Origin of the sequence: Comamonas sp. UBA7528, from assembly GCF_002479375.1 — a bacterium.
Classification (GTDB): domain Bacteria; phylum Pseudomonadota; class Gammaproteobacteria; order Burkholderiales; family Burkholderiaceae_C; genus Comamonas.
This window is the reverse complement of sequence record NZ_DLMU01000016.1, coordinates 119,156-144,175: the sequence shown is the minus strand read 5'-3', so window position 1 is coordinate 144,175 and position 25,020 is coordinate 119,156. Positions and strand designations below refer to the sequence as shown.

25 protein-coding genes are annotated in these 25,020 nt (G+C 64.0%); 2 read left to right on the top strand and 23 right to left on the bottom strand.

The annotated features are described in order from the left end of the window. Positions 1-14 precede the first annotated feature (14 nt). From B3349_RS20100 to B3349_RS20055, 10 genes are all read right to left on the bottom strand, one after another. Positions 15-1,010: a lysophospholipid acyltransferase family protein gene (locus B3349_RS20100; RefSeq protein ID WP_291591434.1), complete on the bottom strand. Its 996-nt coding sequence runs from the start codon at positions 1,008-1,010 to the stop codon at positions 15-17. After that, entirely contained in the window at positions 1,007-1,762 is a 756-nt protein-coding gene (locus tag B3349_RS20095; protein ID WP_291591433.1) for a glycosyltransferase family 2 protein, read from the bottom strand. Before B3349_RS20095 ends, B3349_RS20100 begins: the two co-directional genes overlap by 4 nt. Next, positions 1,762-3,489 carry an ApeI family dehydratase gene (locus tag B3349_RS20090; protein WP_291591432.1) on the bottom strand — a complete coding sequence of 576 codons (1,728 nt, stop codon included), beginning with the start codon at positions 3,487-3,489 and terminating at the stop codon, positions 1,762-1,764. The genes B3349_RS20095 and B3349_RS20090 overlap by 1 nt, the downstream gene beginning before the upstream one ends. 13 nt (positions 3,490-3,502) lie before the next feature. Next, the gene (locus B3349_RS20085; protein WP_291591430.1) at positions 3,503-4,078 is read right to left on the bottom strand and encodes a COG4648 family protein; all 576 of its coding nucleotides are present in this window, start codon (positions 4,076-4,078) and stop codon (positions 3,503-3,505) included. A gap of 14 nt (positions 4,079-4,092) precedes the next feature. After that, positions 4,093-4,356, bottom strand: coding sequence for an acyl carrier protein (locus tag B3349_RS20080; protein ID WP_291591429.1), 264 nt, complete (start codon positions 4,354-4,356; stop codon positions 4,093-4,095). A 21-nt stretch (positions 4,357-4,377) separates the two neighbouring features. Continuing rightward, on the bottom strand, positions 4,378-4,638 hold the full coding sequence (gene apeE, locus B3349_RS20075) for an ApeE family acyl carrier protein (RefSeq protein WP_272971148.1): 261 nt from the start codon (positions 4,636-4,638) through the stop codon (positions 4,378-4,380). Continuing rightward, on the bottom strand, positions 4,625-5,401 hold the full coding sequence (locus B3349_RS20070; protein ID WP_291591426.1) for a lysophospholipid acyltransferase family protein: 777 nt from the start codon (positions 5,399-5,401) through the stop codon (positions 4,625-4,627). The genes apeE and B3349_RS20070 overlap by 14 nt, the downstream gene beginning before the upstream one ends. Continuing rightward, on the bottom strand, positions 5,394-6,182 hold the full coding sequence (locus B3349_RS20065) for a beta-ketoacyl synthase chain length factor (RefSeq protein ID WP_291591424.1): 789 nt from the start codon (positions 6,180-6,182) through the stop codon (positions 5,394-5,396). The genes B3349_RS20070 and B3349_RS20065 overlap by 8 nt, the downstream gene beginning before the upstream one ends. Positions 6,183-6,601: 419 nt before the next feature. Continuing rightward, positions 6,602-6,955, bottom strand: a complete 354-nt coding sequence (locus tag B3349_RS20060) for an RnfH family protein (protein ID WP_291591422.1) — start codon at positions 6,953-6,955, stop codon at positions 6,602-6,604. Beyond that, positions 6,948-7,388 carry a type II toxin-antitoxin system RatA family toxin gene (locus tag B3349_RS20055; protein ID WP_291591420.1) on the bottom strand — a complete coding sequence of 147 codons (441 nt, stop codon included), beginning with the start codon at positions 7,386-7,388 and terminating at the stop codon, positions 6,948-6,950. The genes B3349_RS20060 and B3349_RS20055 overlap by 8 nt, the downstream gene beginning before the upstream one ends. Positions 7,389-7,532: 144 nt before the next feature. On the opposite strand from B3349_RS20055, the gene smpB reads away from it, so the two are divergent. Next, complete coding sequence (smpB, locus tag B3349_RS20050) at positions 7,533-8,009, top strand: SsrA-binding protein SmpB (protein ID WP_291591418.1); 477 nt, start codon at positions 7,533-7,535, stop codon at positions 8,007-8,009. A gap of 232 nt (positions 8,010-8,241) precedes the next feature. Here smpB and B3349_RS20045 read toward each other — a convergent pair whose 3' ends face one another. The 11 genes from B3349_RS20045 to B3349_RS19995 all read right to left on the bottom strand — a co-directional run bounded on the left by B3349_RS20045 (position 8,242) and on the right by B3349_RS19995 (position 20,974). After that, complete coding sequence (locus tag B3349_RS20045) at positions 8,242-9,339, bottom strand: enoyl-CoA hydratase/isomerase family protein (protein ID WP_291591417.1); 1,098 nt, start codon at positions 9,337-9,339, stop codon at positions 8,242-8,244. Positions 9,340-9,577: 238 nt separating this feature from the next. Further along, positions 9,578-11,407 (bottom strand): translational GTPase TypA, encoded by a 1,830-nt coding sequence (typA, locus tag B3349_RS20040; RefSeq protein WP_291591416.1) that lies wholly within the window; start codon positions 11,405-11,407, stop codon positions 9,578-9,580. Further along, complete coding sequence (truB, locus tag B3349_RS20035) at positions 11,404-12,396, bottom strand: tRNA pseudouridine(55) synthase TruB (RefSeq protein WP_291591415.1); 993 nt, start codon at positions 12,394-12,396, stop codon at positions 11,404-11,406. The genes typA and truB overlap by 4 nt, the downstream gene beginning before the upstream one ends. Positions 12,397-12,400: 4 nt before the next feature. Further along, positions 12,401-12,778 (bottom strand): 30S ribosome-binding factor RbfA, encoded by a 378-nt coding sequence (rbfA, locus tag B3349_RS20030; RefSeq protein ID WP_291591414.1) that lies wholly within the window; start codon positions 12,776-12,778, stop codon positions 12,401-12,403. 6 nt (positions 12,779-12,784) lie between these two features. Beyond that, positions 12,785-15,616 carry a translation initiation factor IF-2 gene (gene infB / locus B3349_RS20025; protein WP_291591413.1) on the bottom strand — a complete coding sequence of 944 codons (2,832 nt, stop codon included), beginning with the start codon at positions 15,614-15,616 and terminating at the stop codon, positions 12,785-12,787. A 23-nt stretch (positions 15,617-15,639) separates the two neighbouring features. Next, on the bottom strand, positions 15,640-17,127 hold the full coding sequence (gene nusA, locus B3349_RS20020; RefSeq protein ID WP_291591412.1) for a transcription termination factor NusA: 1,488 nt from the start codon (positions 17,125-17,127) through the stop codon (positions 15,640-15,642). 76 nt (positions 17,128-17,203) lie between these two features. Continuing rightward, positions 17,204-17,785, bottom strand: coding sequence for a ribosome maturation factor RimP (gene rimP, locus B3349_RS20015; RefSeq protein ID WP_291591411.1), 582 nt, complete (start codon positions 17,783-17,785; stop codon positions 17,204-17,206). 203 nt (positions 17,786-17,988) lie between these two features. Continuing rightward, on the bottom strand, positions 17,989-18,378 hold the full coding sequence (locus tag B3349_RS20010) for a thioredoxin family protein (protein ID WP_524535974.1): 390 nt from the start codon (positions 18,376-18,378) through the stop codon (positions 17,989-17,991). A gap of 25 nt (positions 18,379-18,403) precedes the next feature. Next, the gene (locus tag B3349_RS20005; protein WP_291591409.1) at positions 18,404-19,705 is read right to left on the bottom strand and encodes a c-type cytochrome; all 1,302 of its coding nucleotides are present in this window, start codon (positions 19,703-19,705) and stop codon (positions 18,404-18,406) included. A gap of 83 nt (positions 19,706-19,788) precedes the next feature. Beyond that, on the bottom strand, positions 19,789-20,568 hold the full coding sequence (locus B3349_RS20000; protein WP_414646947.1) for a c-type cytochrome: 780 nt from the start codon (positions 20,566-20,568) through the stop codon (positions 19,789-19,791). A 244-nt stretch (positions 20,569-20,812) separates the two neighbouring features. Further along, complete coding sequence (locus B3349_RS19995; RefSeq protein ID WP_291591406.1) at positions 20,813-20,974, bottom strand: hypothetical protein; 162 nt, start codon at positions 20,972-20,974, stop codon at positions 20,813-20,815. Between the two features lie 523 nt (positions 20,975-21,497). Between B3349_RS19995 and B3349_RS19990 the strand changes: the two genes are divergently transcribed. Further along, positions 21,498-22,136, top strand: coding sequence for a lipocalin family protein (locus tag B3349_RS19990; protein ID WP_291591405.1), 639 nt, complete (start codon positions 21,498-21,500; stop codon positions 22,134-22,136). Positions 22,137-22,262: 126 nt separating this feature from the next. Here the strand turns inward: B3349_RS19990 and B3349_RS19985 are convergent, their stop codons facing one another. Together B3349_RS19985 and B3349_RS19980 are read right to left on the bottom strand one after the other, a co-directional pair. Continuing rightward, a complete protein-coding gene (locus tag B3349_RS19985; protein WP_291591404.1) occupies positions 22,263-23,891 on the bottom strand; it encodes an ABC transporter ATP-binding protein in 1,629 nt (542 codons plus the stop codon). Beyond that, on the bottom strand, positions 23,888-24,973 hold the full coding sequence (locus B3349_RS19980; protein WP_291591403.1) for an ABC transporter permease: 1,086 nt from the start codon (positions 24,971-24,973) through the stop codon (positions 23,888-23,890). The genes B3349_RS19985 and B3349_RS19980 overlap by 4 nt, the downstream gene beginning before the upstream one ends. Positions 24,974-25,020 lie beyond the last annotated feature (47 nt).

Here is a 25,020-nt window from a genome sequence, read left to right as displayed (position 1 = left end):
TCACGGCAAACAAATCAGGCGGAAGGCAGGGGTTGCACGGCCATTGACGCGCCCTGCTCCCAGAACGGGAAAAAGTTGAACCAGTCGTAGGGCGCGGTGCACAGCAGGCGCTCCAGCTGCTGTGCATACAGCTGGGCATAGCCAGCCAGCGCCTCGTTGCGCTTTGCCCGCGGCAATTGCACCTGGGCGGCAAGCGGCACAAACTCCACCGCATAGCCCAGGCCCTCGTGCACACAGCCCATGAAAAACAAGGGGCACTTGAGCAGCGCAGCCAGCACATAGGGGCCGCAGGGAAAAGCCGCCTCATGGCCCAGAAACAATGCGCGCGTGGTCTTGCTGTCGTGCACCGGCACACGGTCGCCGGCAATGGCGATGAACTCCCCCCGCGCCACGCGCTCAGCCAGCAGCATCGCCGTGGCAGCACTGAAGTCGGACACCTGCAGCAGACACACACCGCTGTCGGGTGCCAGACGCTGCAGCAGCCGGTTGAACTGCCTGGCATGCTTGGTGTGCACCAGGATGTTCAGGCGCAGACCGGGCCTTTGCCTCGCCAGGACCTGGCACAGCTCGATGCATCCCATGTGCGCCGTGACGATGACGGCACCCTGGCCCCGCTCCAGCAGATCCCGCAACGGCTGGTCGCCACCACAGCGCACCCGCTCGGTGCCGTAGCGCCCCGTCAGCGCCAGCAGTTTGTCCAGAATCACCTGGGCGAAGGTGCGAAAGTGCTTCTGACTCTGCCACCAGCCCGGCATGCGCTGCCACAGGCCATGGGCATGCTGCAAGCGCTGTAGATACTGGAGCGATGCACGCCGAGCCAACGGGCGGGTGAGCCAGTAATAGGCCACCACCGGGTACAGGCACCACAGAAACGGCCAGCGTCCCAGCACGCGATGCACGTGGTAGAGCGCCCACATCCCTGCCACAAAGGTACTCTCGCCGATCTGGGCCCAATGGGTGGCAGCCAACGGCGCCGTCCCCTGCACGCTACCTTGCGGAGTGGTGTTCATGCGCCACGCCTTCCTGCCAGCTTGCGCACAAGCAGCCGGGGACTGCGCCACAACATGCCGGCAAAAAGGCGTGCATGCATGCCCGAGATCAGCAGGTTGTCCCGCCAGACCTGGAAATGCGACAGGCCGTCGAGCGGATAGGTCACCGCCGTGGGCTGGGTCACAAAGCGCAGACCCCACCAGTGCATGCGCACCAGCACCTCGGTATCAAACTCCATGCGCTTGCCCATGGGGGCACTGTCCAGCACGGCCACCGTGGCCGACAGCGGGTAGATGCGGTAGCCGCACATGGAGTCACGGATATCCAGCGACAGCGTATTGATCCACACCCACACATGGGTGAGGTAGCGGCCATACAAACGGCCCTTGGGCACGCTGGCGTCATACACCGGTGCACCGCAGACCATGGCCTGCGGATGCTGGCGTGCCAGCGCAACGAAAACAGGGATATCGGCCACGGCATGCTGGCCATCGGCATCGATCTGCAGCCCATGGCTATAACCCTGGGCATGGGCCTGGCGCAGGCCGGCCATCACCGCCTGCCCCTTGCCCTGGTTCTGTGCCAGACGCAGCAGCTGTACCCGGGGCGCATGCTGGAGGGCCAAATCCTGCAGCACGGCGGCACAGTGCGGCTCGCTCCCGTCGTCCACCAGCAGACAAGGCAACCCTGCCCGCAACACCCCTTGCACCATCTGGCCGATGGTGTTTGGGTGGTTGTAGACGGGAATCACGGCAATCGGGCGAAAGCTCATCATGCCCTCCACTGCAACAGCTTGCCGCTGGCATGCGCGCCGCGCGCCGATGTCAGGGCAAACTGCAGACAGCCTTTGTCCGGCAGCCATTGCAGTTGCATCTGCACGGTATCGCCCGGCAGGATGGGCTGCTGGAATTTGAGCAACTGGGCGTCTGCGAAATGTGCATCCAGGCCGAATGCCTGCAGCCCCAGGCTCACCGCCCAATGCAGCTGCGCTACACCTGGCACCAGCGTCGCTCCGGGGAAATGGCCTTCCAGCACGCGCAGCCGGGGTTGGATGTATAGCTCGGCTGTCGCCTGGGTGGCACTACGCTCCCGCCAACGCGGCAACGGCACCACCGGATTGAACAGGGTCTGCAGACTTTGCTGTGTGATCTTGCTCTGGGCGTTGACCGGCAGTTGCGCCACATAGCGCCAGCTGCGTGGCAGAGCCACACGCTCCACCGCGCCTTCCAACACTCCGCGCAAGGTCTGGCCCATATGGCGTCGGCCGTACTGCTGCAATGCGTGCCAGCCAGCATCGGTCAGCTCCACCACCATGCCTACCCGCGCAAGGGAGGGACCGCCTTCGGGCGTCTGCTCCAGCACCACCGCCCTGCTTTGCTGCACCCAGTCGTGGGCCTGCAGGCAGCGCTCCATGGCGGTCAGCGACACACGCTTCTCCGCAATCTTCACAATGCGGTCTGAGCGGCCGAGCAGTACAAAGCTCCGGCCATCACCACTGGCTTCGACACAATCGGCGGTTTCCCACCAGGTCGTCGCTGCGGGCAGATGCGAAGACTTCACGGCCAGACAACCGTTGTCCAGCACACGCAATGCGACACCCGGCAGCGTCTGCCAGGTGTCGCCCTGCTCGGAGCGGCGGCGCCATGCAATGCCGCCGGTCTCGGAGCTGCCAAACACCTCCGTGGGTGAATGGCCCAGCAACTGCTGGGCGAGAACTGATGCCTCGTGCGGCAGCGGACCACCCGAGGAGAACACGCCATGCAAACCCACTGTGGCCGCTGCCCAGTCCAACTGCACAGGCAAGCGCCCGAGCAGGGCTGGACTGGACACCAGCAGGCTCGACGGAGCTGCCTGCAACTGCTGCACCAGCTCTTCCGGGTAACGTGCAAAGCTGGTGCCCAGCAGGCGCCCGGTCGACAAAGGCCACAGCAGCCGGAACAGCAAACCGTAGATATGGTGGTGCGACACGGTCGACAACACCTGTGCCCCATCTACAGCCAGATCCGCAGCGAAAACGGATTGCAGAGCGTGGACCTCGGCATCCAGCTGCGCCAGGCATTTCTCAATACGCTCCGGCATGCCAGTGGATCCGGAGGTGAACAACACCAGGCGAGCCAGCGCCATGTCCAGAGGCTGCAGAGCCACCGCATCCACCGCGGTCGCATCCTGCGCCGGACCGATGGCACCGGGCCACGGCCCCACGCAGGCCCCCACCTGAGGCAGCAACTGCGCCACGGTCTGGGGCTGGGTGTCGCTGAGCAGTACCGGCGTCTTGCCCGCATGCCAGGCGCCCCACAGCGCCGCGGCAAAGACCAGCGGATCCTCCAGATACAGGGCCACATCCTGCCCCTGCACCTGCTGCAAGGCGGCACACCAGGCTTTTACCTGGCGCACCCATTGCGCATGCGTGACCACGCCCGCAGCCAGCCGGGCCACGGCATGCGTCGCCGCACGGGACTGCGGCAGGGCCACCTGGGCCAATGTCAAGCCTGGATTCACAGGACCTTCATCCTCATTCGTTTGCGGCCGCCCCGGCCGGATGTCCACCTTGGCGGCGCTGCACATGCTGGCGCACCAGCCACTCGCCGGCCATTAGCCCCCCCATGGCCACGTAGGCCAGCAGCCCGTTGTAGAGGGCCCAGATGGCATCGCTGCAGTACAGCGCCGTATAGACCGCGGCTGCGCCATTCAGTACAAAAAAACCGCACCACAGTGCCGTGACCCGTGCCGTGTAAGCCACGGCCGCAGCCGGCAAGTCCGGGGTCTGCAAGCGCGCCAGCCGCTCCACCACCGACGGCGGGCAACGCAGGCTCCAGCCAAACACGACCAGCAACACCGCATTGACCAACACCGGGTAAAGCTTGACGGCGCGGGCATCACCCAGCCACCACGACGCCAGGGCCAGCACCCCAGCCCCTGCGGCCACCAGATACCAAAAACTCTGGCGCGTGCTGACTGCCCGCAGCAGGACCAACAGCACCAAGGCTCCAGCCAGCCACTGCGGCGCCACATGGTCCAGCGCAGCATAGATTCCCAGCGGATACAGCAGCGTCAACACCAACAGAGCCCCGGCCGCGGCTTTGCGCATGGCGTGTGCGGCTTTCAGACGGCGACGGCGCTGTCTTCGTTGACCAGCAGGTACAAGGCGTCCACCACGTCCTGGATGGTACGCACGGCCTTGAAGGCCTCGGCGTTCAGACGCTTGCCCGCCAGAGGCTTGAGTTGCACGATCAGGTCCACGGCATCGATGCTGTCGATGTCCAGGTCTTCATACAGTTTGGCACCAGGCGTAATGCGTTCGACCTCGATATCGAAGGTGTCCTGCAAGATCTGGACGATGCGCTCGTAAATGGCTTCTTTGTTCATGGGATATTTCCGGTTCAGGACTCAGTGGGCACGGTGAGAGGCCACGAAAGCGGCCAGCGCCTGGACGCTGCGAAAATGCTGACGGGTCTGCTCGGAATCGGCCGACATGCTCACGCCATAGCGTTTTTGCAGTGCCAGGCCCAGCTCCAGCGCATCGATCGAGTCCAGGCCCAGGCCATCGACAAACAGCGCCTCGCTGGCATCGATGTCCTGCGGCGTGATGTCTTCCAGCGCCAGGGAAGAAATGATGAGTTCTTTAATCTCTTGCTCAAGCTGAAGCACGTGAAGGCTCTCTAAAAAGTTGCTCTGACAGATGTTCTGTGACCTGGCGCGCAGCCAGCACCTCGCTGGGCGCGGTCTCGCAAAAGGGCGCCACGGCAATGTCCTCACGCACCTCGATGGTGAAGTGCGGTTTGCGCAGCGGCACCTGCCACCAGGGCGTGCCCTTGGTCAGCATGGGCAGACTGCTGTGGATATGCACCGGCGTGATGGCGATGCGCCCTTTCACTGCCACATGGGCAGCGCCGCGCTGCAGCCGCACCCGACCTTGCAGAGGCGTGCGCGTGCCCTCGGGAAAAATGATCAGGTTGTTGCCGGCCTGCAGCGAGTGCAGGCAGTCGTCCAGCAGTTCGGACCCACCGCTGTTGGTGATGAATCCCGCCGCCGTGATCGGCCCACGCGTGAATGGATTGCGTGCCAGCGCCGCTTTGACGATGCAGTCCGCATGGCGCACAAAGGAAATCAGAAACACCACATCGATCAGCGAGGGGTGGTTGGCCAGAATTAACAACCCTCGGCGCTGCAGGCGTTCCATGCCCCGCACCTCGTAGGACAGCACCCCAACGCAGCGCATCAGCGCCACAAACCAGCGGAAGCTGTGGTGAATCACCGCCTGCGACAGATGCTGGCGCCGCCCGGGTTGGCGCACCCCCAGCAACAGTGCCGGGTAGACCACGCAGCGCACCACCAGCCCTCCCAGGCCAAAGACAGCAAAGCACAGCCCGGTGGCCAACACGCGCCAGCCACGGTTCACCCATTCACCCATGACGACGCTCCCACAACCAACTGCCAGCATTGGCGGACACCGCTCCTGGCCTGCTGCGCAACTGGGGACTGCGCAGCGTGGGAGGCTCTTTTTGCAGAAGAAATTGCAGCACCTCCAGGCCATGGGGAAAGCGCCGCGGCGTGTCCTCCGCATGGTTGCCCGGCGCTGCTGCCGGCAGGGCCTGCAAGCTGAAGCCAGGCTCGCCAGGCGCCGCCCATGCCAGCAAGGCCGCCCAGGCGAAAGGCAGAACTGGCTCATCGTGAAAGCGGTCGTAGGGGGCCGGCAACGGTGCGTCGTAGCACACCAGCATCACCTCGGCCGCACCTTCGTGCAGCAGCCCCTGTGCCTCCACCACACCGGCCTCAGGGGCAGCATGGGCACAGGCCACACACACCGCATTGGCGCGCAAGCCACGCAGAATGGAATGCTGGGCACCGATGCCGTTGTGCACCGACAGAGCAAAGGCCGTAGGGGACAAAGGCTCGCCAGCCGCCTGATCCCGCAGCAGGGCCAGGGATTTTTCGGCATCACCGTGGCGCGAAGCCCAGACCACAGGCAGATCCGGCTGGCCGGCATGGGTCAGCACGGCATCGGCCACGAAAACCGCCCATTTGGCCTGCTGTCCCAGACGCCGGCGCGCCATGGCAGGGACATGCGACAGATCCAGCGTCACCTCACCACAGGGCCACACGGGCTCCTGGACCCACTGTTGCCAGTGCGCAGATGTTTGCAGCCCAGGCGCCAGCGCCGACCACGCACGCAAAGCCCAAACACGGCCCACGCAATTCCCTCAGTAATTTTTGGTATTGGATTTATCAGTGCATGGCGGATGCCCTGCGCCTGCTCTCTCAAAAGCGGCGCAATTGTACATATTGATACGATCAACGGTACAAAATATCAACGGCGTTGCAAAAGATATCCAACGGGCTTGATGCCGTGGCGCTTTTTTTCAAAAGACAGCCGTTGAAATCGATACCGCACGCCCTTCAAAAGTGTTTCCCAGAGCAACTTGTCAAAAGAGAAATGGGATTGAGAGATATTCAATGTCAGCATCCGCTCACATTCTGATTGCGCGGTATATGCGCGTTTATTTTCGGATCCACTGACATCGCGGAGCGAAAACACCCTCCCACCTGGAAATAAAGCCTTTGCCGTCCATATCAAAGGCGGTGCGCTGCACCACCCGGCTGGCCTTTGAATTCAGTAGCCTGCCTTGCTGTTCGCCCGTCGCTTGGCAAACAGCCCGGAGCGGCGTGCACCCTGCTGGGCAAAGCGTTCGCGGCGCGCCACCTTAGGGTCTACGGTCAAGGGGCGGTACAGCTCCACCCGATCCCCGTGATACAGCAAGGTGGCGGCATCGCACACCCGCCCCCAGATACCACAGGCCTGCCCTTCCTGCCAGGCCAGGCCGGCCGCCTGCAAGGCATCGGCCACGGTGGCGGGCGCTGACAGCCGCACACAGCGCTCCAGCACTTCACCCGGCGCAGGCGAATGGCACACGCACACCTCCAGCTCCGCCAGGGGCGTGGCAGCCGCAGACGAGGTATCAGCCATACACCGCTTCGGCGCGCTTGATGAAGGCATCCACCATGGAGTTGGCGATGCGATCGAACACCGGCCCGACCACCGCCGCCAGCGGCGCGGAGTCAAAACCATAATCCAGCTGCAGCTCTACCTTGCAAGCGCGCTGACTGCCATCCCCTACGGGGTGGAAGATCCAGCGCCCTTCCAGCCGCGAGAACGGCCCCTTGACCAGCCGCATGGCCACGCTGTGGCCTTCTTCGTGCGTGTTGCGGGTGATGAAGGACTTTTTGAGTCCGCCCAGCGACATACCCACCTCGGCCGTCATGCCCGTGGCGTCCTGCTCCAGCACCTTGGTGTGGGAGCACCATGGCAAAAACTCCGGATAGCGCGCCACGTCGGTGACAAGGGCGTACATTTCAGCAGGGCTGTACCAGATCAGGACGGATTTGTGGACGTTTTTCATCGATGGGTGCAGGGCCCCTGCATCCACCGGGAATGATTTCCCAGGCGGCACAACAGACCGTGCGAAACTAGAATTGCAGCTTGCGGCTAAGCGCCCATTGTAGAGAGAGCCCTGCTGGCACGGGGCGCACCGTATCAAAAACCCATGGCAACAAAAAAAACCGAAACACCCTCGCGCATTGCAGACAACAAGAAAGCGGCTTTCAATTACTTCTTCGAAGAGCGCTACGAAGCCGGCGTGGTGCTGCACGGCTGGGAGGTCAAAGCCCTGCGTGAAGGCAAGGTGCAGCTGACCGACGGCTACGTCCTCATCAAGGAGGGCGAGATGTTCCTGCTGGGCTGCCAGATCAACCCGCTCAAGACCGCCTCCACGCACGTCAACCCCGATGCCGCGCGCATCAAGAAGCTGCTGCTCAAGAAGAACGACATTGAGCGCCTGACCACCAAGGTTGAGCAAAAAGGCTACACCCTGGTGCCCATCAATCTGCACTGGAAGAACGGCTTTGTGAAGTGCGACATCGCACTGGCCAAGGGCAAGGCCGAGCACGACAAACGCGACGTCATCAAGGACCGCGAAGGCAAACGCGAAGTCGAGCGCGCGCTGAAAAGCCGCAGCCGCTGAAGCGCGTTGCCCCTGCCCACCACAGGCCGCCTTGCGCGGCCTTTTTTGACCGCGTTGCGGCATGCCTGAGATGGCTGCCGGCGCTGCACCATACGGGCACGGGCAGCCTGCTGCCGTCGAACGCCCGCGATCCGGAATCCGGGGTCCGGGACCTGAATACTCTTCAACCAGCAAAAAGGCCGCACCGGGGTGCGGCCTCGGCCTGCGGCACCACAGTGCCTGCGTTGCCGGCTTACGCGTCTTTCAGCATGGCCAGCGGGTGGGAATGCGCCGGCCAGGGGCTGACAAAGAAGGCGCGCCACAGGTCTTCGCTCACCTCTTCAATGCGTGGCGGATTCCATTGCGGATTGTGGTCCTTATCCACCGCCAGCGCACGCACACCTTCCACGGTCTCGCTCTGGCCAGGGCGCAGATAGAAGCAGTGGCGCACCATGTCGCGCTCCATGCGCAGATCGGTGGCCACATCCATGCCGCGCGCGCGGCGGATCTGCTCCAGCACCACATGCAGCATCAGAGGCGAACGCTTGCGCAGCGCCGCCGCTGTGCCCTGCGCCCATTCGCTGCCATCGGCTTCCAGCGTATCGATGATGGCCTGCACGGTGGGCAAGGCAAACACACGGTCGATATCGGCCGTGCTGCGCACCGTGCCCGGAGCCTGGGCTTGCGTGCGTGCCTGTGCAAAAGCCTGCACCGCCCTGCCGTCGGCAAACGACTGCGTGGCCAACGCCTCCCACAGCGCGCCCTGCTCTGCCGTGGGCAGGTAGGCATCGGCCAGCTTGAAAGCGATGGCATCGGCTGCGGTGATGGTGTCACCGGTCAGCGCCAGCCACTCCCCCACATGGCCGGGGCAGCGCGACAGGAAGTAGCCACCGCCCACATCGGGGAACAGGCCGATGATGGTCTCGGGCATGGCCATCTTGGTCTTCTCGGTCACGATGCGCAGGCTGGCCCCCTGGCTGATGCCCATGCCGCCGCCCATGACGATGCCATCCATGAAGGCGATATAGGGCTTGGGGTAGTTGAAGATCAGGTGGTTGAGGGCGTATTCCTCGGTGAAGAAATCCTCCAGCTCGGGATTGCCCGTGCTGCCCGCCGCATGCAGAAAGCGAATATCCCCGCCCGCGCAGAAATGGCCGAACACCCCTTCCTTGTGGCTGCCACGGATCGCCACGGCCAGCACCTGGTCGTCATGCTGCCATGCCAGCAGCTGGGCCAGCAGCGCGCGCACCATGCCCAGCGACAGGGCGTTGATGGCCTTGGGGCGGTTCAGGGTGATAAAGCCTACCTGGCCACGCACTTCGGCCAGAACGTCTGCGGTTGTCTCTGTCATGGGGAAAATCTCTCCGTAGGGGTTCGCGGATCCGGCGCACACCGCAAACTCTGCGGCTGCACCCGGTCAAACCGGCACGATAACCGAGGATGGTGCCAACTTCTGTCCCTCGCGCGCACCGCCTCCGCGTATTGCGCGATCTGGCCCTGCGGCGGCAGCTATTGCAACCGGAACGTCCAAAGAAAAAGGCCGCACAAGGCGGCCTTTGCTTGCAACAGCTGCCGAAGCAGCCGCTGGCTTATGCGTTTTCGCGCGAAGCACGCTTGCGATCGTGCTCCTTCAGGTGGCGCTTGCGCACGCGCAGGCTGACGGGAGTGATTTCCAGCAACTCGTCTTCTTCGATGAATTCCACACCGTATTCCAGCGACAGCTCGATGGGAGGCGTGATCTTGATCGCGTCTTCCTTGCCGCTCACGCGGAAGTTGGTCAGCTGCTTGGTACGGGTGGCGTTCACCACCAGGTCGTTGTCACGGCTGTGGATCCCGACGATCATGCCTTCGTACACGGGGTCGTTGGGCTTGACAAACATGCGACCGCGGTCATCCAGCTTGCCCAGGGCGTAGGTGAAGATTTCACCGTCGTCCATGGAGATCAGCACGCCGTTCTTGCGGCCGCCGATGTCGCCCTTATGGGGTTCGTAGCTGTCGAAGATGTTGGCGATCAGGCCGGAACCACGGGTCAGGTTCAGGAATTCGTTGGTGAAACCGATCAGGCCACGGGCTGGGATGCGGTATTCCAGACGGACGCGACCGCGGCCATCGGGTTCCATGTTCACCAGCTCGCCCTTGCGCTCGCCCAGGGCCTGCATCACGCCGCCTTGGTGGCCTTCTTCGATGTCGGCCGTCACCAGCTCGATAGGCTCATGGCGAACGCCGTCGATGGTCTGCATCACCACGCGGGGCTTGGACACGGCCAGTTCATAGCCTTCGCGGCGCATTTCTTCCAGCAGAATGGTCAGGTGCAGTTCGCCACGGCCGGAGACTTCAAAGATACCGTCTTCGTCGGTTTCCTTGACGCGCAGCGCCACGTTGGAGCGCAGTTCCTTTTGCAGGCGGTCCCAGATCTGACGGCTGGTCACGAACTTGCCTTCACGGCCTGCCAGAGGCGAGGTGTTCACGCAGAAGTTCATGGTCAGCGTGGGCTCGTCAATCTTCAGCATCGGCAGAGGCTGGGGATTGGCGGGGTCGGTGATGGTTTCGCCGATCCCGATGTTTTCGATACCGCTGATCAGCACGATGTCCGAGGGACCGGCTTCGGTCACCTGCACACGGTCAATACCCTGGAACTGGTGGATCTGGTTGATCTTGCCGTTGTAAGGCTTGCCTTCCGGACCGGCCATGACCGTCACGTTCTGACCCACCTTCAGCGTACCCTGGGTGATGCGACCCACGCCGATACGGCCCACAAAGGTGGAGTAGTCCAGCGCGGAAATCTGCATCTGCAGCGGTGCCGAAGCATCGCCTTGCACCGAAGGCACGTGCTCCAGGATGGTGTCGAACAGGGCCGACATGTCGGTACCCCATTGCGCGCCGGGCTCGCCCTCTTCCTTCGAAGACCAGCCGTTGATACCCGAGGCGTACACCACGGGGAAGTCCAGCTGTTCATCGGTCGCGCCCAGCTTGTCGAACAGGTCGAACGCAGCGTTGACGACCTTGTCGGGGTTGGCACCAGGCTTGTCCACCTTGTTCACCACCACGATGGGGCGCAGGCCCAGGGCCAGCGCCTTCTTGGTCACGAAACGCGTCTGGGGCATGGGGCCTTCCTGCGCATCGATCAGCAGCACCACGCCGTCCACCATGGACAGGGCACGTTCCACTTCGCCGCCGAAGTCCGCGTGACCGGGGGTGTCGAGGATGTTGATGTGGGTGTCGTTCCAGGACACGGCGCAGTTCTTGGCCAGAATCGTGATGCCACGCTCGCGTTCGATGGCGTGGTTGTCCATCACCGTATCCACGACTTTTTCGTGTTCGGCAAAGGTACCGGATTGGCGCAGCAACTGGTCAACCATGGTGGTCTTGCCATGGTCAACGTGCGCAATGATGGCGATGTTGCGGATTTGTTTGCTCATAAAGTTTCCAAACTGCCGCGCTCTGTATGCAGCGGCGTGCCTTCCAAAATCTGTTGAATTTCCAGGGGACTGAGCAGGCGGTCAGGAATCAGCTCCCCGCTTGTGACATGCCCCACACCCAACAGGGCACGGGGTTGGTCTCCATACACCGCCACGGCGCTGGCATCGGGCCAGTCACCACGGCGGCGCAAGCCGGACAGGAAACGCCCGGCATCTTGCTCGCCCAATGTGACAGGCACATGGGCATGCAGCAATGTGTCCGCAGGCAGCACATGCTGCATGCGTTCGGCCTCCGGCATATCGATCAGCGCCTGCAGCGTCACGCAGCGTGCAAGATCGATGCCACCGGTATCGGTGCGGCGCAGTGCGCGCAGATGCGCACCACAGCCCAGAGCTTCCCCCACATCTTCGGCCAGCGTACGGATGTACGTGCCTTTGCTGCAGGTCACCACCATTTCAATGGCCGGCTGGCCATCCTCGTCCTGCGTCAACGCCAGCTTCAGTGCATGGATCGTGACCGCGCGCGCCGGGCGCTCGATCTCCACACCCGCGCGGGCGTATTCATACAGGGCCTTGCCGTCTTTCTTCAGAGCGCTGTACATCGGCGGCACCTGCAGGATATCGCCGGTGAACTGCGCCCGCACAGCCGCCAGGCACTCGGGCGTGATGGACGCCAGATCCACCGCACGCTCGCGCAGCACCGCGCCCTCGGCATCGGCCGTGGTCGTGGTCTGCCCCAGGCGGGCAATCGCGGTATAGGTCTTGGGGGCTTCCAGCTGCAGCTGGCTGAACTTGGTGGCAGCACCAAAGCACAGTGGCAGCACGCCACTGGCCAGGGGGTCCAGGGTTCCGGTATGGCCGGCCTTTTCGGCACGCAACAACCACTTCACCTTCTGCAAAGCGTCATTGCTGGAAAGGCCCAGCGGCTTGTCAAGCAACAACACCCCATGCACAGGGCGCCGCTGCACCCGTGTGCGAGGGGCGTTCATATGCTCAGCCTTCTTCAGGTCCGCGCGACGCCACAGCCTTGGCGATCAAGGCATTCATGTCGGCCGCGCGCTCAGCGGTGCGGTCGAAATGGAAGTGCAGCGTGGGCACGGTATGGATGTGCAGGCGCTTGAACAGGCCGTTGCGCAGAAAGCCTGCGGCCTGGTTCAGCGCCATTTCGGTTTGCACAGGATCACCCACCAGCAGGCTGAAGTACACCTTGGCGTGGGCATAGTCGGGAGTCACCTCCACGCTTTGCAGCGTGACCATGCCAACGCGCGGGTCCTTCAACTCGCGGGCGATCAGCTCCGACAGATCACGCTGGATCTGGTCGGAGACTTTGAAGCTGCGATTGGGCGCAGCGGATTTCTTGCGTGTTGCCATCGGTGATTACAGCGTACGCGCGATTTCCTTGATCTCGAACACTTCGAGCATGTCGTTCTCACGAATGTCGTTGTAGTTCTTGAGCTTGATACCGCACTCGAAGCCTTCCTTGACTTCCTTGACGTCGTCCTTCATACGGCGCAGCGATTCGATTTCGCCCGTGTAGATGACCACGTTGTCGCGCAGCAGACGGAAGTGTGCATTGCGGGTGACGTGACCTTGCGTGATGTACGAACCGGCAATGGTGCCGATCTTCGTTGCCACGAACACGGTGCGGATCTCGGCCATACCGATGATCTCTTCGCGCTTCTCGGGAGCCAGCATGCCCGACATGGCCGACTTCACTTCATCCACGGCGTCGTAGATGATGTTGTAGTAGCGGACATCCACGCCGTTGCCTTCGGCCGTCTTGCGAGCCTGGGCGTCTGCACGCACGTTGAAACCGATGATGATGGCCTTGGAAGCCAGCGCCAGGTTGACGTCGGATTCCGAGATACCGCCCACGCCGGAGTACACCAACTGGACCTTGATCTCCTCGGTCGACAGCTTGAGCAGCGAGGTGGCCAGCGCTTCCTGCGAGCCTTGCATGTCGGCCTTGATGATGATGGGCAGCGTCTGCACATCGCCAGCGGACATTTCGGCAAACATGTTTTCCAGCTTGGCCGCTTGTTGCTTGGCCAGCTTGGTGTTGCGGAACTTGCCAGCGCGGTAGGTGGCGATTTCACGGGCACGGCGCTCGTCCTGCAGCACCATGAAGTCATCACCCGCCATGGGCACTTCGTTCAGACCCTGGATTTCGACCGGAATCGACGGACCGGCTTCCTTGGTCTGCTTGCCGTCTTCGTCCAGCATGGCACGCACGCGGCCATAGGTCTGGCCTGCCAGCACGATGTCGCCCACCTTCAGCGTACCGGACTGCACCAGCACGGTGGCCACGGTACCGCGGCCCTTGTCCAGCTGGGCTTCGATCACGAGACCCTTGGCTGCGGCATCCACAGGTGCCGTCAGTTCCAGCACTTCGGCCTGCAGCAGCACCTGCTCCAGCAGCTCGTCGATGCCCTGGCCGGTCTTGGACGACACCGCCACGAAAGGCGAGTCACCGCCGTACTCTTCAGGCAGCACCTCTTCGACCACCAGTTCTTGCTTGACGCGGTCGGGGTTGGCGTCGGGCTTGTCCGCCTTGGTGATGGCCACCACGATAGGAACACCAGCCGCCTTGGCGTGCTTGATGGCTTCCTTGGTCTGGGGCATCACGCCGTCGTCGGCAGCGGCCACCAGCACCACGATGTCAGTGGACTTGGCGCCACGGGCACGCATGGCCGTGAAGGCCTCGTGGCCCGGGGTGTCCAGGAAGGTGATCATGCCGCGAGGCGTCTGCACGTGGTAGGCACCAATGTGCTGTGTAATGCCGCCGGCTTCGCCCGACGCCACCTTGGTGCGGCGGATGTAGTCCAGCAGCGAGGTCTTGCCGTGGTCCACGTGGCCCATGACGGTCACCACAGGAGCGCGGGAGATCATCTCGGCTTCGGAGTTGGACACTTCCTCGGCGGTGAACGCTTCCAGATCGTCCAGTGCAGCCACCTTGGCCACATGACCCATTTCTTCCACCACGATCATGGCGGTGTCCTGGTCCAGCGGCTGGTTGATGGTAACCATCTGGCCCATCTTCATCAGCGCCTTGATCACTTCGGAAGCCTTGATGGCCATCTTGTGCGCCAGTTCGGCCACGGTGATGGTTTCCGGCACCGAAATCTCCAGCTGGCGGAATTCCTGGCTCTGCTGCTGTTGGTGATCGTTGCGGTCATTGCCGCGACGGCCACCACGCGGACCACCGCGCCAGTTCGAACGGCCCACGCCGCCCGAGCTGTCGCCACGGGTCTTGATTTCCTTCTTCTTGCCGTTGGCGTCATTGGCCCAGCTGGAGGACAGCTTGGCCGACTTGACTTCCTTGCCACCGCCGTTGCGGTTGCCGGCGCCCGCGTTGGCGGTAGCGCCGCCGGCTGCAGGCTTGCCATCCTTGGCAGCAGGCGCAGCCTTCTTGGCGTCGGCCGTGGTCGCAGCAGGCTTCTTGGGCTCTTCCGGCTTCTTGGCAACCAGCACCTTCTTGGGTGCGGCCATCATGGCGCGGATGGCTTCGGCTTCGGCCAGGGCCTTGCGGCGGCGCTCGTCCAGATCCTTGGCACGTGCGGCTTCCTCCGCAGCGCGCTGGCGGGATTCCTCGTCGGCCTTGGCACGGGCTTCGGCCTGTGCAGAAGCGCGGGCTTCCTGGGCGGCCACGGCTTCTGCAGCGGCTTCCTTCTTGGCTTCCTTTTCCTGGCGCACCTTGGCGGCCTCAGCCTCGGCATAGGCACGGGCACGCTCTTCGGCTTCGCGCTCGCGGCGCACCACGCCTTCACGCTCTTCGCGTTCCTTGCGCTCGGTCACCAGAGCTTCTTCCTGCTTGCGCAGGTCTTCCACTTGCAGGCGTGCCTCTTCCTCACGGCGGGCCAGCTCGGCCGCAGGACGTGCAGCCTGGGCGGCTGCTTCGGCCGGGGTTTCGTCGCGTTGGATGAAGGTGCGCTTCTTGCGCACTTCCACCTGAATGGTGCGGGCCTTGCCAGTGGCATCGGCCTGCTTGATCTCACTCGTCGATTTCTTGGTCAACGTAATCTTCTTGCGGTCAGCACCTTCCGCGCCATGGCTGGCCTTCAGGAAGCTGAGTAGTTTTTGCTTGTCCGATTCGGTCAAAGGATCTGCGGACGTGGCTTTGGCCACACCTGCGGACTTCAGTTGGTCGAGCAGGGTCTCGGGGGTTTTCTTGAGTTCGGCGGCAAACTCGGCGACTGTATTCAACGACATATTTCCTACTTACCTCCGTACCCTTACTCTTCACCCTGCGTGAACCAGTGCTCGCGCGCCTTCATGATCAGTGCCTTGGCTTCATCGGCGGTTTGACCGGTCAGTTCGGTCAGCTCGTCAATGGCCAGATCGGCCAGATCATCACGGGTTTGCACACCACCGGCAGCCAGCTTGGCCACCAGATCCGGTGTCAGGCCTTCCAGATCACGGAGATCCTGGGAGACATGGGCCACGCTCTCTTCCTTGGCGATTTCCATCGTCAGGAGTGCATCCTTGGCACGTGCACGCAGTTCGTTGACGGTTTCCTCGTCGAACGCCTCGATTTCCAGCATTTCGGCGATGGGCACATAGGCCACTTCTTCCAGGCTGCTGAAACCTTCGTCAATCAGGATGCCGGCGAATTCCTCGTCCACATCCAGCTTTTCCATGAACAGCTTGCGGGCGGAGTCGGTTTCCACAGCCTGCTTCTGGGCAGACTCGGCGGCATCCATGATGTTGATCTTCCAACCGGTCAGGTCAGAGGCCAGACGCACGTTCTGACCACCACGACCGATGGCGATGGCCAGGTTTTCCTCGTCCACCACCACGTCCATGGCGTGCTTTTCTTCATCCACCACGATGGACGACACGTTCGCAGGTGCCAGGGCGCCGATCACGAACTGTGCAGGGTCTTCCGACCACAGCACGATGTCCACGCGCTCGCCGGCCAGCTCATTGGTCACCGCGTTGACGCGCGAACCACGCACGCCCACGCAGGTACCGATGGGGTCCACGCGCTTGTCGTGGGAGATCACGGCGATTTTCGCACGGCTGCCCGCATCGCGTGCGCAGCTCTTGATTTCCAGCAGACCTTGCTCGATTTCCGGCACTTCGTTGCGGAACAGCTCGATCATGAATTCCGGAGCAGAACGCGACAGGATGATGGGGGCACCGCGCAGCGTCAGGTCCACTTCCATGATCATGGCACGCACGCGGTCGCCGTTGCGCAGGTTTTCCTTGGGAATCATTTCCCCACGGCGCAGGCGGCCTTCCACACGGCCGGATTCGACAATGATGTCGCCCTTGTCCATGCGCTTGACGGTGCCGGTGAAGATCTTTTCGCCACGGGCCATGAATTCGTTAAGCAGCATTTCGCGCTCGGCGTCACGGATCTTCTGCAGGATGACCTGCTTGGCGGCCATCGCGCCAATACGGCCGATGGGCAGCGACTCGATCTGCTCTTCAATGAACTCGCCCACCTGAATGCCGGGCACGCGGTCTTCCGCATCCATCAGCATTTCTTCGGCGTCGGGGTTTTGCAGGCCGGCGTCATCGGACACCACCACCCAGCGGCGGAAAGTGTCGTAGTCGCCGCTGTCGCGGTCGATCGCCACACGAATGTCCACTTCACCTTCGTACAGCTTCTTTGTGGCTTGCGCCAGCGCTTGCTCCACCGCGCCGAAAACCACATCGTGCTCGACATTCTTTTCACGCGAAATGGCTTCCACCAACATCAACAGTTCGCGATTCATGCGACGACTCTCCTATTTTCTTTCCAAGAGGAGGCACCCACAGCGCCTTCCTTGCCCAAACGATGACGATCCAGCCTTACTCCGGCTTGGCCGCGCGCCCTTTGAAATTGACGATGGGCGCCAGCCGCGCTTCACGCAACTCGTCGAACGTGAAGCCCAGCGCCTGCAGTGGCGGCGCTTCACGCTTTTTACTCACTCGTACCCCAGGCTTGATGGGAGGGGCATCGCTCCAGACGATCTGCCATCCACCGCCTTCGGCGCGCTCCAGCGTGCCGCGGAATTTTTTGCGATTGGCATTGATGCTGCCGGTCGCGGCCTCGCCAATGGCTTCCTTGAGCGTCAAGTCCACTTCTTGGCCTTCAAAACGGATGAAGTCCTGCTCGTGGCGCAGCAAACGGTCGATGCCGGGCGATGAAACTTCCAGGCGCTTGTAATCGGCACCATCGACTTCCAGCGCAAACTGCAGCTGGCGCGTCACACGTTCGCAGTCTTCGACGGTGATGAACTGCTCAAGCAGCGGCACAGGCTGCCCCTCGACCGGCGGCGCCCAAGGCAAATCGATCGTAATACGCAACAGCCCGCCTGCGGTGCGTTCGATCTCGACCAGGTCATAGCCCAGACCTGTCACGGTTTCTTCAACGATTTGCTGTAATGCCACGTGTATTCAGTTCAATCCCGGAAGTACAAAAAACCCGATAACCACCGCTCTGATAGGGCGGCAGCTTCGAGCTCCAAATCCTACCGACCAAAAAAAACGGGCGGTTGGTACCCGCCCGTTTGGTCGTGAAGCCCGTATTGTAGCCGCTAAAGCGTTGATTCGCAAAGACAGCCTACAAGCCGGATGGAAGCCTCCAGACCGCCTTACGCCAGTGCGGCTGTCACCCGCTGCAAAAGCGGTGTGGCCTCGGGGGGCAAGTGGGGCGTGGCCGGCGCGCCATCGATAAAAGACGCCACCAGCCGCTCCAGCACCGCATGCTGCGGCAGCAGCGGCCCCAGAAAGAAGGCGCGCGCGCCCTGGCCGATCAGCAGCGTGGGGAACGTCTCCACATCCACGTCGTCCACAAGGTCTTCTCGGTCTTCCACGTCCAGCCATTCCCAGCGCACGCCCGGCCAGCGCCGGGCCACATCCTCGAACCCGCTGCGGTATTCCCGGCACACCCCGCACCAGTCTGCGCACAGACACACCACCCACCACGGGTCGACAGGCACACCGGGCACCGTGGTCCGCACAGCCGCATCCTTCATTTGCATTGCACTCCTGGCCCTCCAGCCACCGTCACGGACGGCCCTGCCGGGCGCGAAAAACCTCCATGGTAGCGACTGTCGCTGCCTGGTTGCCCCAGGACTGGCGGATATACGTGGCCAGCGCTGCGATTTCCGCATCCCCCAGGGTCTGCATGAACGGCGGCATGCCGTGCGGTGCCGGGTTACCCGCCGTGGTGGGACCATAGCCGCCCTGCAGAATGCTGCGCAGCATATTGCCAGGGTCACTGCGCAGCACCGCCCTGTTGCCCGCCAGCGGAGGAAACGCCCCGCCGGGGCCGCCACCCTGGCCCTGAGCTCCATGGCAGTCCGCACAATAGAAGCGAAAGTTAGCCTGGGCGACGCTGTCATGACGTTGGCCGCCACCTGCGGCGGGCGGCGTCACCGCGGCAGCCGCCCCACCTGCTCCTGCGCCCGCCGATGCATCCGGCAGGCGCTGCAGATAGGCGGCCACTGCCCGGGCATCACCATCGGTCAGATACCGTGTGCTCCAGAACACCGCATCCGCCATGGGCCCGCTGGCCGTGGCCCCTGCATCGGTGCGCCCGGTGCGCAGCAACTGCACCACAGCCTGCGGAGTCCAGCGCTGCACACCGGCCTCACGACTGTCCAGCAACGACGGCGCCTGCCAGCCCTCGGTAGGCATCAACCCTCCTTCCAGCCGCTGCCCCCCCCCCAGCGCCCCCAGACCGTTGCGCGGGGAATGGCAGGCCGCGCAATGGGCGACGGCCTGCACCAGATAACGCCCCGCTTCCTGTGACCCTACCTCCCCCACCTGCGCCACGGCAGCGGACGGACGGAAGTACAGCCCCCGCCACAGCGCCAGCGCCCATTGGGATCCATAGGGAAACGCCAGCACGTGCGACTGGGCCGGCTGCACCACTGGCGGCAGGCTGCGCAGGTAGTGGTAGAGGGCATCCACATCGTCCGTGCGCATAGCCGTGTACTGCTCATACGGGAATGCCGGGTACAGCAGGCGCCCGCCCGGCGCCACCCCATAGCGCATGGCACGGCGAAAGTCGGCCAGGCTCCAGCGGCCGAGACCGGTCTCAACATCCGGGGTCAGATTCGGCGCATGGAACACGCCGAACGGTGTGCGCACCTCGCCTCCACCCGCCAGCACCACCCCGCCCTGGGCGGTATGGCAGCCCATGCAAGCGCCAACCCGCACCAGATAGGCGCCGCGCTCCAGCACCGCAGCAGAAGGCGGGGCCACCGGCTCCACTTCCTCCGTCTGCGGCGGCGTACCCGCCGCACTGCCGCGCCACAGCAGCCAGGCCAGTGCGGCCGCGGCCAGCAAGGCACACAGAACCACGGCCCGGAGCCACCCGCGCCGCCCCCGTACGCCCGGACTGACCGGCACTGGCTGTAGCGTGGTACGCGGCATCCGTGGTGCACTCATGGTCGGCCCTCCCCAGGCTGCGGCGCCGCACCGCACGGCAGCGGCCAGCGCGCCGCTGCAGGGGCGGCTGGTTTGGAAGGCACGGGCACTGGCTGCGTGGCCAGCCAGGCACTCAGGTCGGCCACATCCTCCAGCGCCAGCCCCTTGGCCACCTGGGCCATGCAGTCCGGGGCCCGGGCGGCACGCCGCCCGGTGCGCCAGGCACCGAACTGGCTGTTCAGATAATCGCGCGACAGACCCAGCAGCCCGGGCACCGCCGGCAGGCTGCCCGTCAACTGGTCGCCGTGGCATTGGGTGCAGGCGGGAATACCGCGCGCTGCATCGCCCTGGCGCACCAACTGCGCGCCACGCGCCAGGCGGGCGGCGGTGGATGCCGGGGGCTCCGGCGGCGGATATGGCACCTCCAGCGCCGCAAAGTAGCGCGCCATGCCCTGCAGCATGCCGTCATCCAGGTGTTGCAGCAGATGGCCCATCAAGGGGTAGCTACGCCGGCCGTCGCGGAAGTTCAACAGCTGCTGGTAGAGGTATTCCTCGGGCTTGCCCGCAATGCGTGGAAAGTAACCGGACGGCGTGGCCCGGCCCTGCGGCCCATGGCAGGCCGTGCAGGCCGCCACATGGCTGTCCTGCAACCGGGGCACGACACCCTGGCCCGCCCAGGGGGATGGGGATGACAGTGGTGCGGAAGCAGGCGCGGCCTGCGCTGCACCTGCACCGATGGCAGCGCACAGGGCCGCCCACAGTGCGGCAGCGGCCAGCCCTGGCCAGCGCATCGGCATCCGCCAGCGCAGCCCCCTATCGCCCCCCGCCCTTCCCTCCCGACAAGGGGTCTGCCAATCCCAAAATACGCAAAGCCTGTGGTGCATGCCCACACGCTAGCCCAGTGCCGCCCGGCTGCACCATCCGGGACAACACCCCTGGCATGCTGCCCCCGGGTGCCACCCTGAAATGCCAACAGCCCGCCAAGGCGGGCTGTTGTGCAGTGCAGCAGATCCGCAGGCAGATCGCCTGCAGGTCCGGGAATCAGCCGTGGCGCTTGCCGGGCTTCTTCTTGCTGCGGGTGTGCGAACCACGTTCCAGGCTCACGCGCTGGCCACGGCCGCCGGTGGGCAGGGTCACGCCGTTAGGCACTGCGGGTTGGGGGGTGAACTTGCGATCGGCTTCGGTCACGATTTTGTTGCCCATGATGGACTCCTTTTGCGAACAACGGTAAAGGGCAGGATTCTTCCACATCCAGCGCCCGGCTTGAACAGTGCGCGTGCAAATCCCTGCACAAAGTCACAAATACATAGCCAACTGTGCTAGTGCCACCTACGTTACAGGCCGATTTCACCGGCCATTCAAAAACACCGCAACGACCTCGACCAAGGCCGCAGGGCCCCGCGTTCCTGCCATGTGGCACAGAATCCCCCTGCAGCACGGCCGGGGCGAGCCCCGTCGTCACCCCGCAAAAACCCGTAGTGCACAGCGTTGTACTGCATCAGCTTTCCCCCACAAGCCCCCCTCCGGCACACCGCTGCCGGCACGCTGACATGACTGCAAGCCCTGCACCTGCGCACGCGTTTTGCCAAAAATGGACTACAAGCGCTGCAACTACGCCACACCTACAGTCAGAACCTATAGCAAGCGCCTGCGGATATGCCTAAGCTGGTAACCGCACCCGTTTGCGCCGCCCGACTTCTTCTGTTTGCAGCCAAAGGAACCTGCCATGCTCCGCCTCCCCGACCCGACCCGCCAGGAACACACCGAAGCACGCACGCACCTGCAAGTTCCGCAACTGCTGGAGCGCAACATCCCCGTGCTGGCCACCCTGGCGCTGACCACCGTGGGCGCGATTGCCTGGTACGCGCTGCGCCGCCCGCCGATCCCTCCCACGGCCATTCCGGTGTCCGACTTTGAACTGGGCCGCTACCTGGGCAAGTGGTACGAGGTCGCGCGCATCGACAACCGTTTTGAAAAAGGTCTGCAGCGCACCCAGGCGGAATACAGCCGCATGCCCAATGGCGGTATTCGCGTGGAAAACCGCGGCTACGACCCACGCAAGCGCGAATGGCATATTGCCACCGGCAAAGCCAAGACCGTGCTGGGGCCAGATGTGGGGGCGCTGAAAGTGGCATTTTTCGGCCCTTTCTACGACGGCTACAACGTGGTGGCCCTGGACCCCAAATACCGCTGGGCCATGGTGGTGGGCTCGCAGCTGGACCGCTTCTGGATTCTGTCGCGCACGCCCTTTTTGCCCATGGGCGTGGAAGAGCGCCTGCTGCGCCAGGCGCGCGAGATGGGCGTCCCGGTGGATCGCGTGATCTGGGTGCACCAGGACGGCGTCAACCCCACCGGCAGCTACTAGCACCCACGCGGCCGCCTGCGGCGGCAGGGCGGCGGCCATATGCCAGCGACCGCGCCGTGCACAGGCCGCAACGGCCACACCCCTGCATGCCGGAAGTGGTGCATGCCCTTCCATGGTGGTGCTGCCCTATTGTGTGGCGGCCACCAGCTTCTGGGTGTAGGGATGGCGGGGTTGGGCCAGTAACTCCAGCGCCGGACCTTGCTCGACGATGGAGCCATCCTTCATCACAAGCACTTGATGGGCCATGGCGCGGATCACATCCATATCGTGGGTGATCAGCAGGTACGCCAACCCGCGCTCGCGCTGCAGGCGCTGCAGCAGAGCCAGCACCTGTTGCTGAATGGTCACATCCAGCGCGCTGGTGGGCTCGTCCAGCACCATCAGTTGGGGCTCCAGCACCAGGGCGCGGGCCACGGCAATGCGCTGACGCTGACCGCCGGAAAATTCATGTGGATAGCGCTCCAGCAGGCCGGGGAATTGGGCCTCCCCCAGGCCCACCTCGTCCAGCATCGCCAGCACCTGCTGGCGTACCCGCTCGGCCGACAGCGCAGACGCATGCACCCGCAGGCCTTCACCGACGATCTCGCCTACCGTCATGCGCGGCGACAGCGACGAGAACGGGTCCTGGAACACCACCTGCACCTGGCGGCGCAGCCGCTGGTTGTGAAGGCTGTTGCGGATAGCCGGTTGCTGCCACTGCTGGCCGCCCAGGTCCAAGGTCCCCTTGGACGGCAACAACCCCAGAATGGCCTGCGCCAGGGTGGACTTGCCCGAACCCGATTCGCCCACTACCCCCAGTGTCTGGCCCGGCTGCAGCGCCAGGCTGGCGCCCTGCACGGCCACGAATTCGCCGTGGCGAAACCACCCCCGGATACCCGGCAGCGGCGTGGCATAGGCCACGCGCAGATCTTGCGTGTGCAGCACAGGGGGCTGGGGCACAGCGCCATCCGCCACCTCCACCACCTGGCGCCGGGGTGCACTGGACAGCAGCTTGCGGGTGTAAGGGTGCTGCGGGGCTGCAAACAGCTGCGCCACTGGGCCCTGCTCTACCAGGTGGCCATGCTCCATCACCACGGCGCGGTCGGCAAAGCGGCGCACCAGGTGCAGGTCATGGGTGATCAGCACCATGGCCATGCCCGTCTGGCGCTGCAGGTCGCCCAGCAGCTCCAGAATCTGCGTGCGCAGCGTCACATCCAGCGCGGTGGTGGGCTCATCGGCCAGCAGCAGGCGTGGCTGGGACGCCAGGGCCATGGCAATCATGGCGCGCTGACGCTGGCCGCCGCTGAGCTGGTGCGGATAGGCTGCAGCGCGGCGCCCGGGCTCCGGGATGCCGGTGGTGGCCAGCAGCTCCACGGCCTGCTTCCAGGCCTGGGCCTTGCTGAGGGCCTGCTTGATCAGCAGCACCTCTGCCACCTGGTCGCCCACGGTCATCAGCGGGTTCAGCGCCGTCATCGGCTCCTGAAAGATCATGGCCACATCGCCGCCGCGCACGGCCTGCATCTGCCGCTCCGGCAAAGTCAGCAGATCGCGCCCGTCCAGCAGGGCCTGGCCGCTGATGCGGGCATCCCCCAGCAGGCGCAGCAGGCCCAGCGCCGTCACCGTCTTGCCCGAACCAGATTCCCCCACCAGGGCCAGTTTTTCACCAGCGTGCAGCTCAAAGCTGGCGCCGTGCACCACCTCTTTGCTGCCAAAGGCCACGCGCAGATCGCGTACCGACAGCAGCGGGACTGGATTCATCGATGTGGACTCGCTCATGCGCCCCCCTTGCCCGCACCGGCGGGGGCGGCAGGCGCCGCCGGTGTTTCCATCGCCTTGCGCGGGTCCAGCGCGTCGCGCAGCGCGTCCCCCATGAAGGTCAGCAGCAGCAGCGTGGTGACCAGCACGCCAAAGGTGGACAGCGAAATCCACCAGGCGTCGATATTGTTCTTGCCCTGGCTCAGCAGCTCGCCCAGGCTGGGGGTGCCGGGCGGCACGCCCAGGCCCAGAAAGTCCAGCGATGTCAGCGCCAGAATGGCCGCACTCATGCGAAAAGGCAAAAAGGTGACCACCGGCGTCATGCTGTTGGGCAGGATGTGGCGCCCGATGATCTGCCCGTTGGACACCCCCAGCGCGCGTGCCGCCTTCACGTAATCCAGCTGGCGGTTGCGCAGGAACTCGGCCCGCACATAGTCGGACAGCCCCATCCAGCCAAACAGGCTGAGCAGCACCAGCAGCAGCGTGATGCTGGGCGCAAACACGGCGGAGAAGATGATCAGCAGGTAAAGCTCGGGCATGGAACCCCAGATTTCGATGAAGCGCTGAAACACCAGATCCGTCTTGCCGCCAAAAAAACCCTGGATGGCGCCGGTCACCACGCCCAGCATCACGCCGGTGGCTGTCAGCGCCAGCGCAAACAGCACGCTGACGCGAAAGCCGTACAGCAGCTGCGCCAGCATGTCGCGGCCCCGGTCGTCCGTGCCCAGCCAGTTGGCCGCGGTGGGCGGCGCGGGGTTGGGCGACTGGGCAAAATAGTTGATGGTGTTGGCGCCGTAAGGGTTGGGCGGAAACACGGCCCAGTTGCTACCCTTGGACAGCTGCGCCTGGATGAAGGGGTCCAGGTAGTCGGTGGCGGTGTCAAAGTCGCCGCCAAAGACCTTTTCGGGGTAACTGTGCCACAGCGGCCAGTACATCTGCCCCTCATAGCGCACAGCCAGCGGCTTGTCATTGCTGACCAGCTCCGCCCCCAGGCTGATGACCACCAGCACCACAAACAGCACCAGGCTCCAAAAGCCCAGGCGGTTGCGCCGAAACCGCGCCCACGCGCGTGCGGCTGGCGAACGCGCTGTCTCCAACGTCATGCAAACACTCCTTGTACTGCCAGCAGCGACCGCTGCCGACGGCGCAT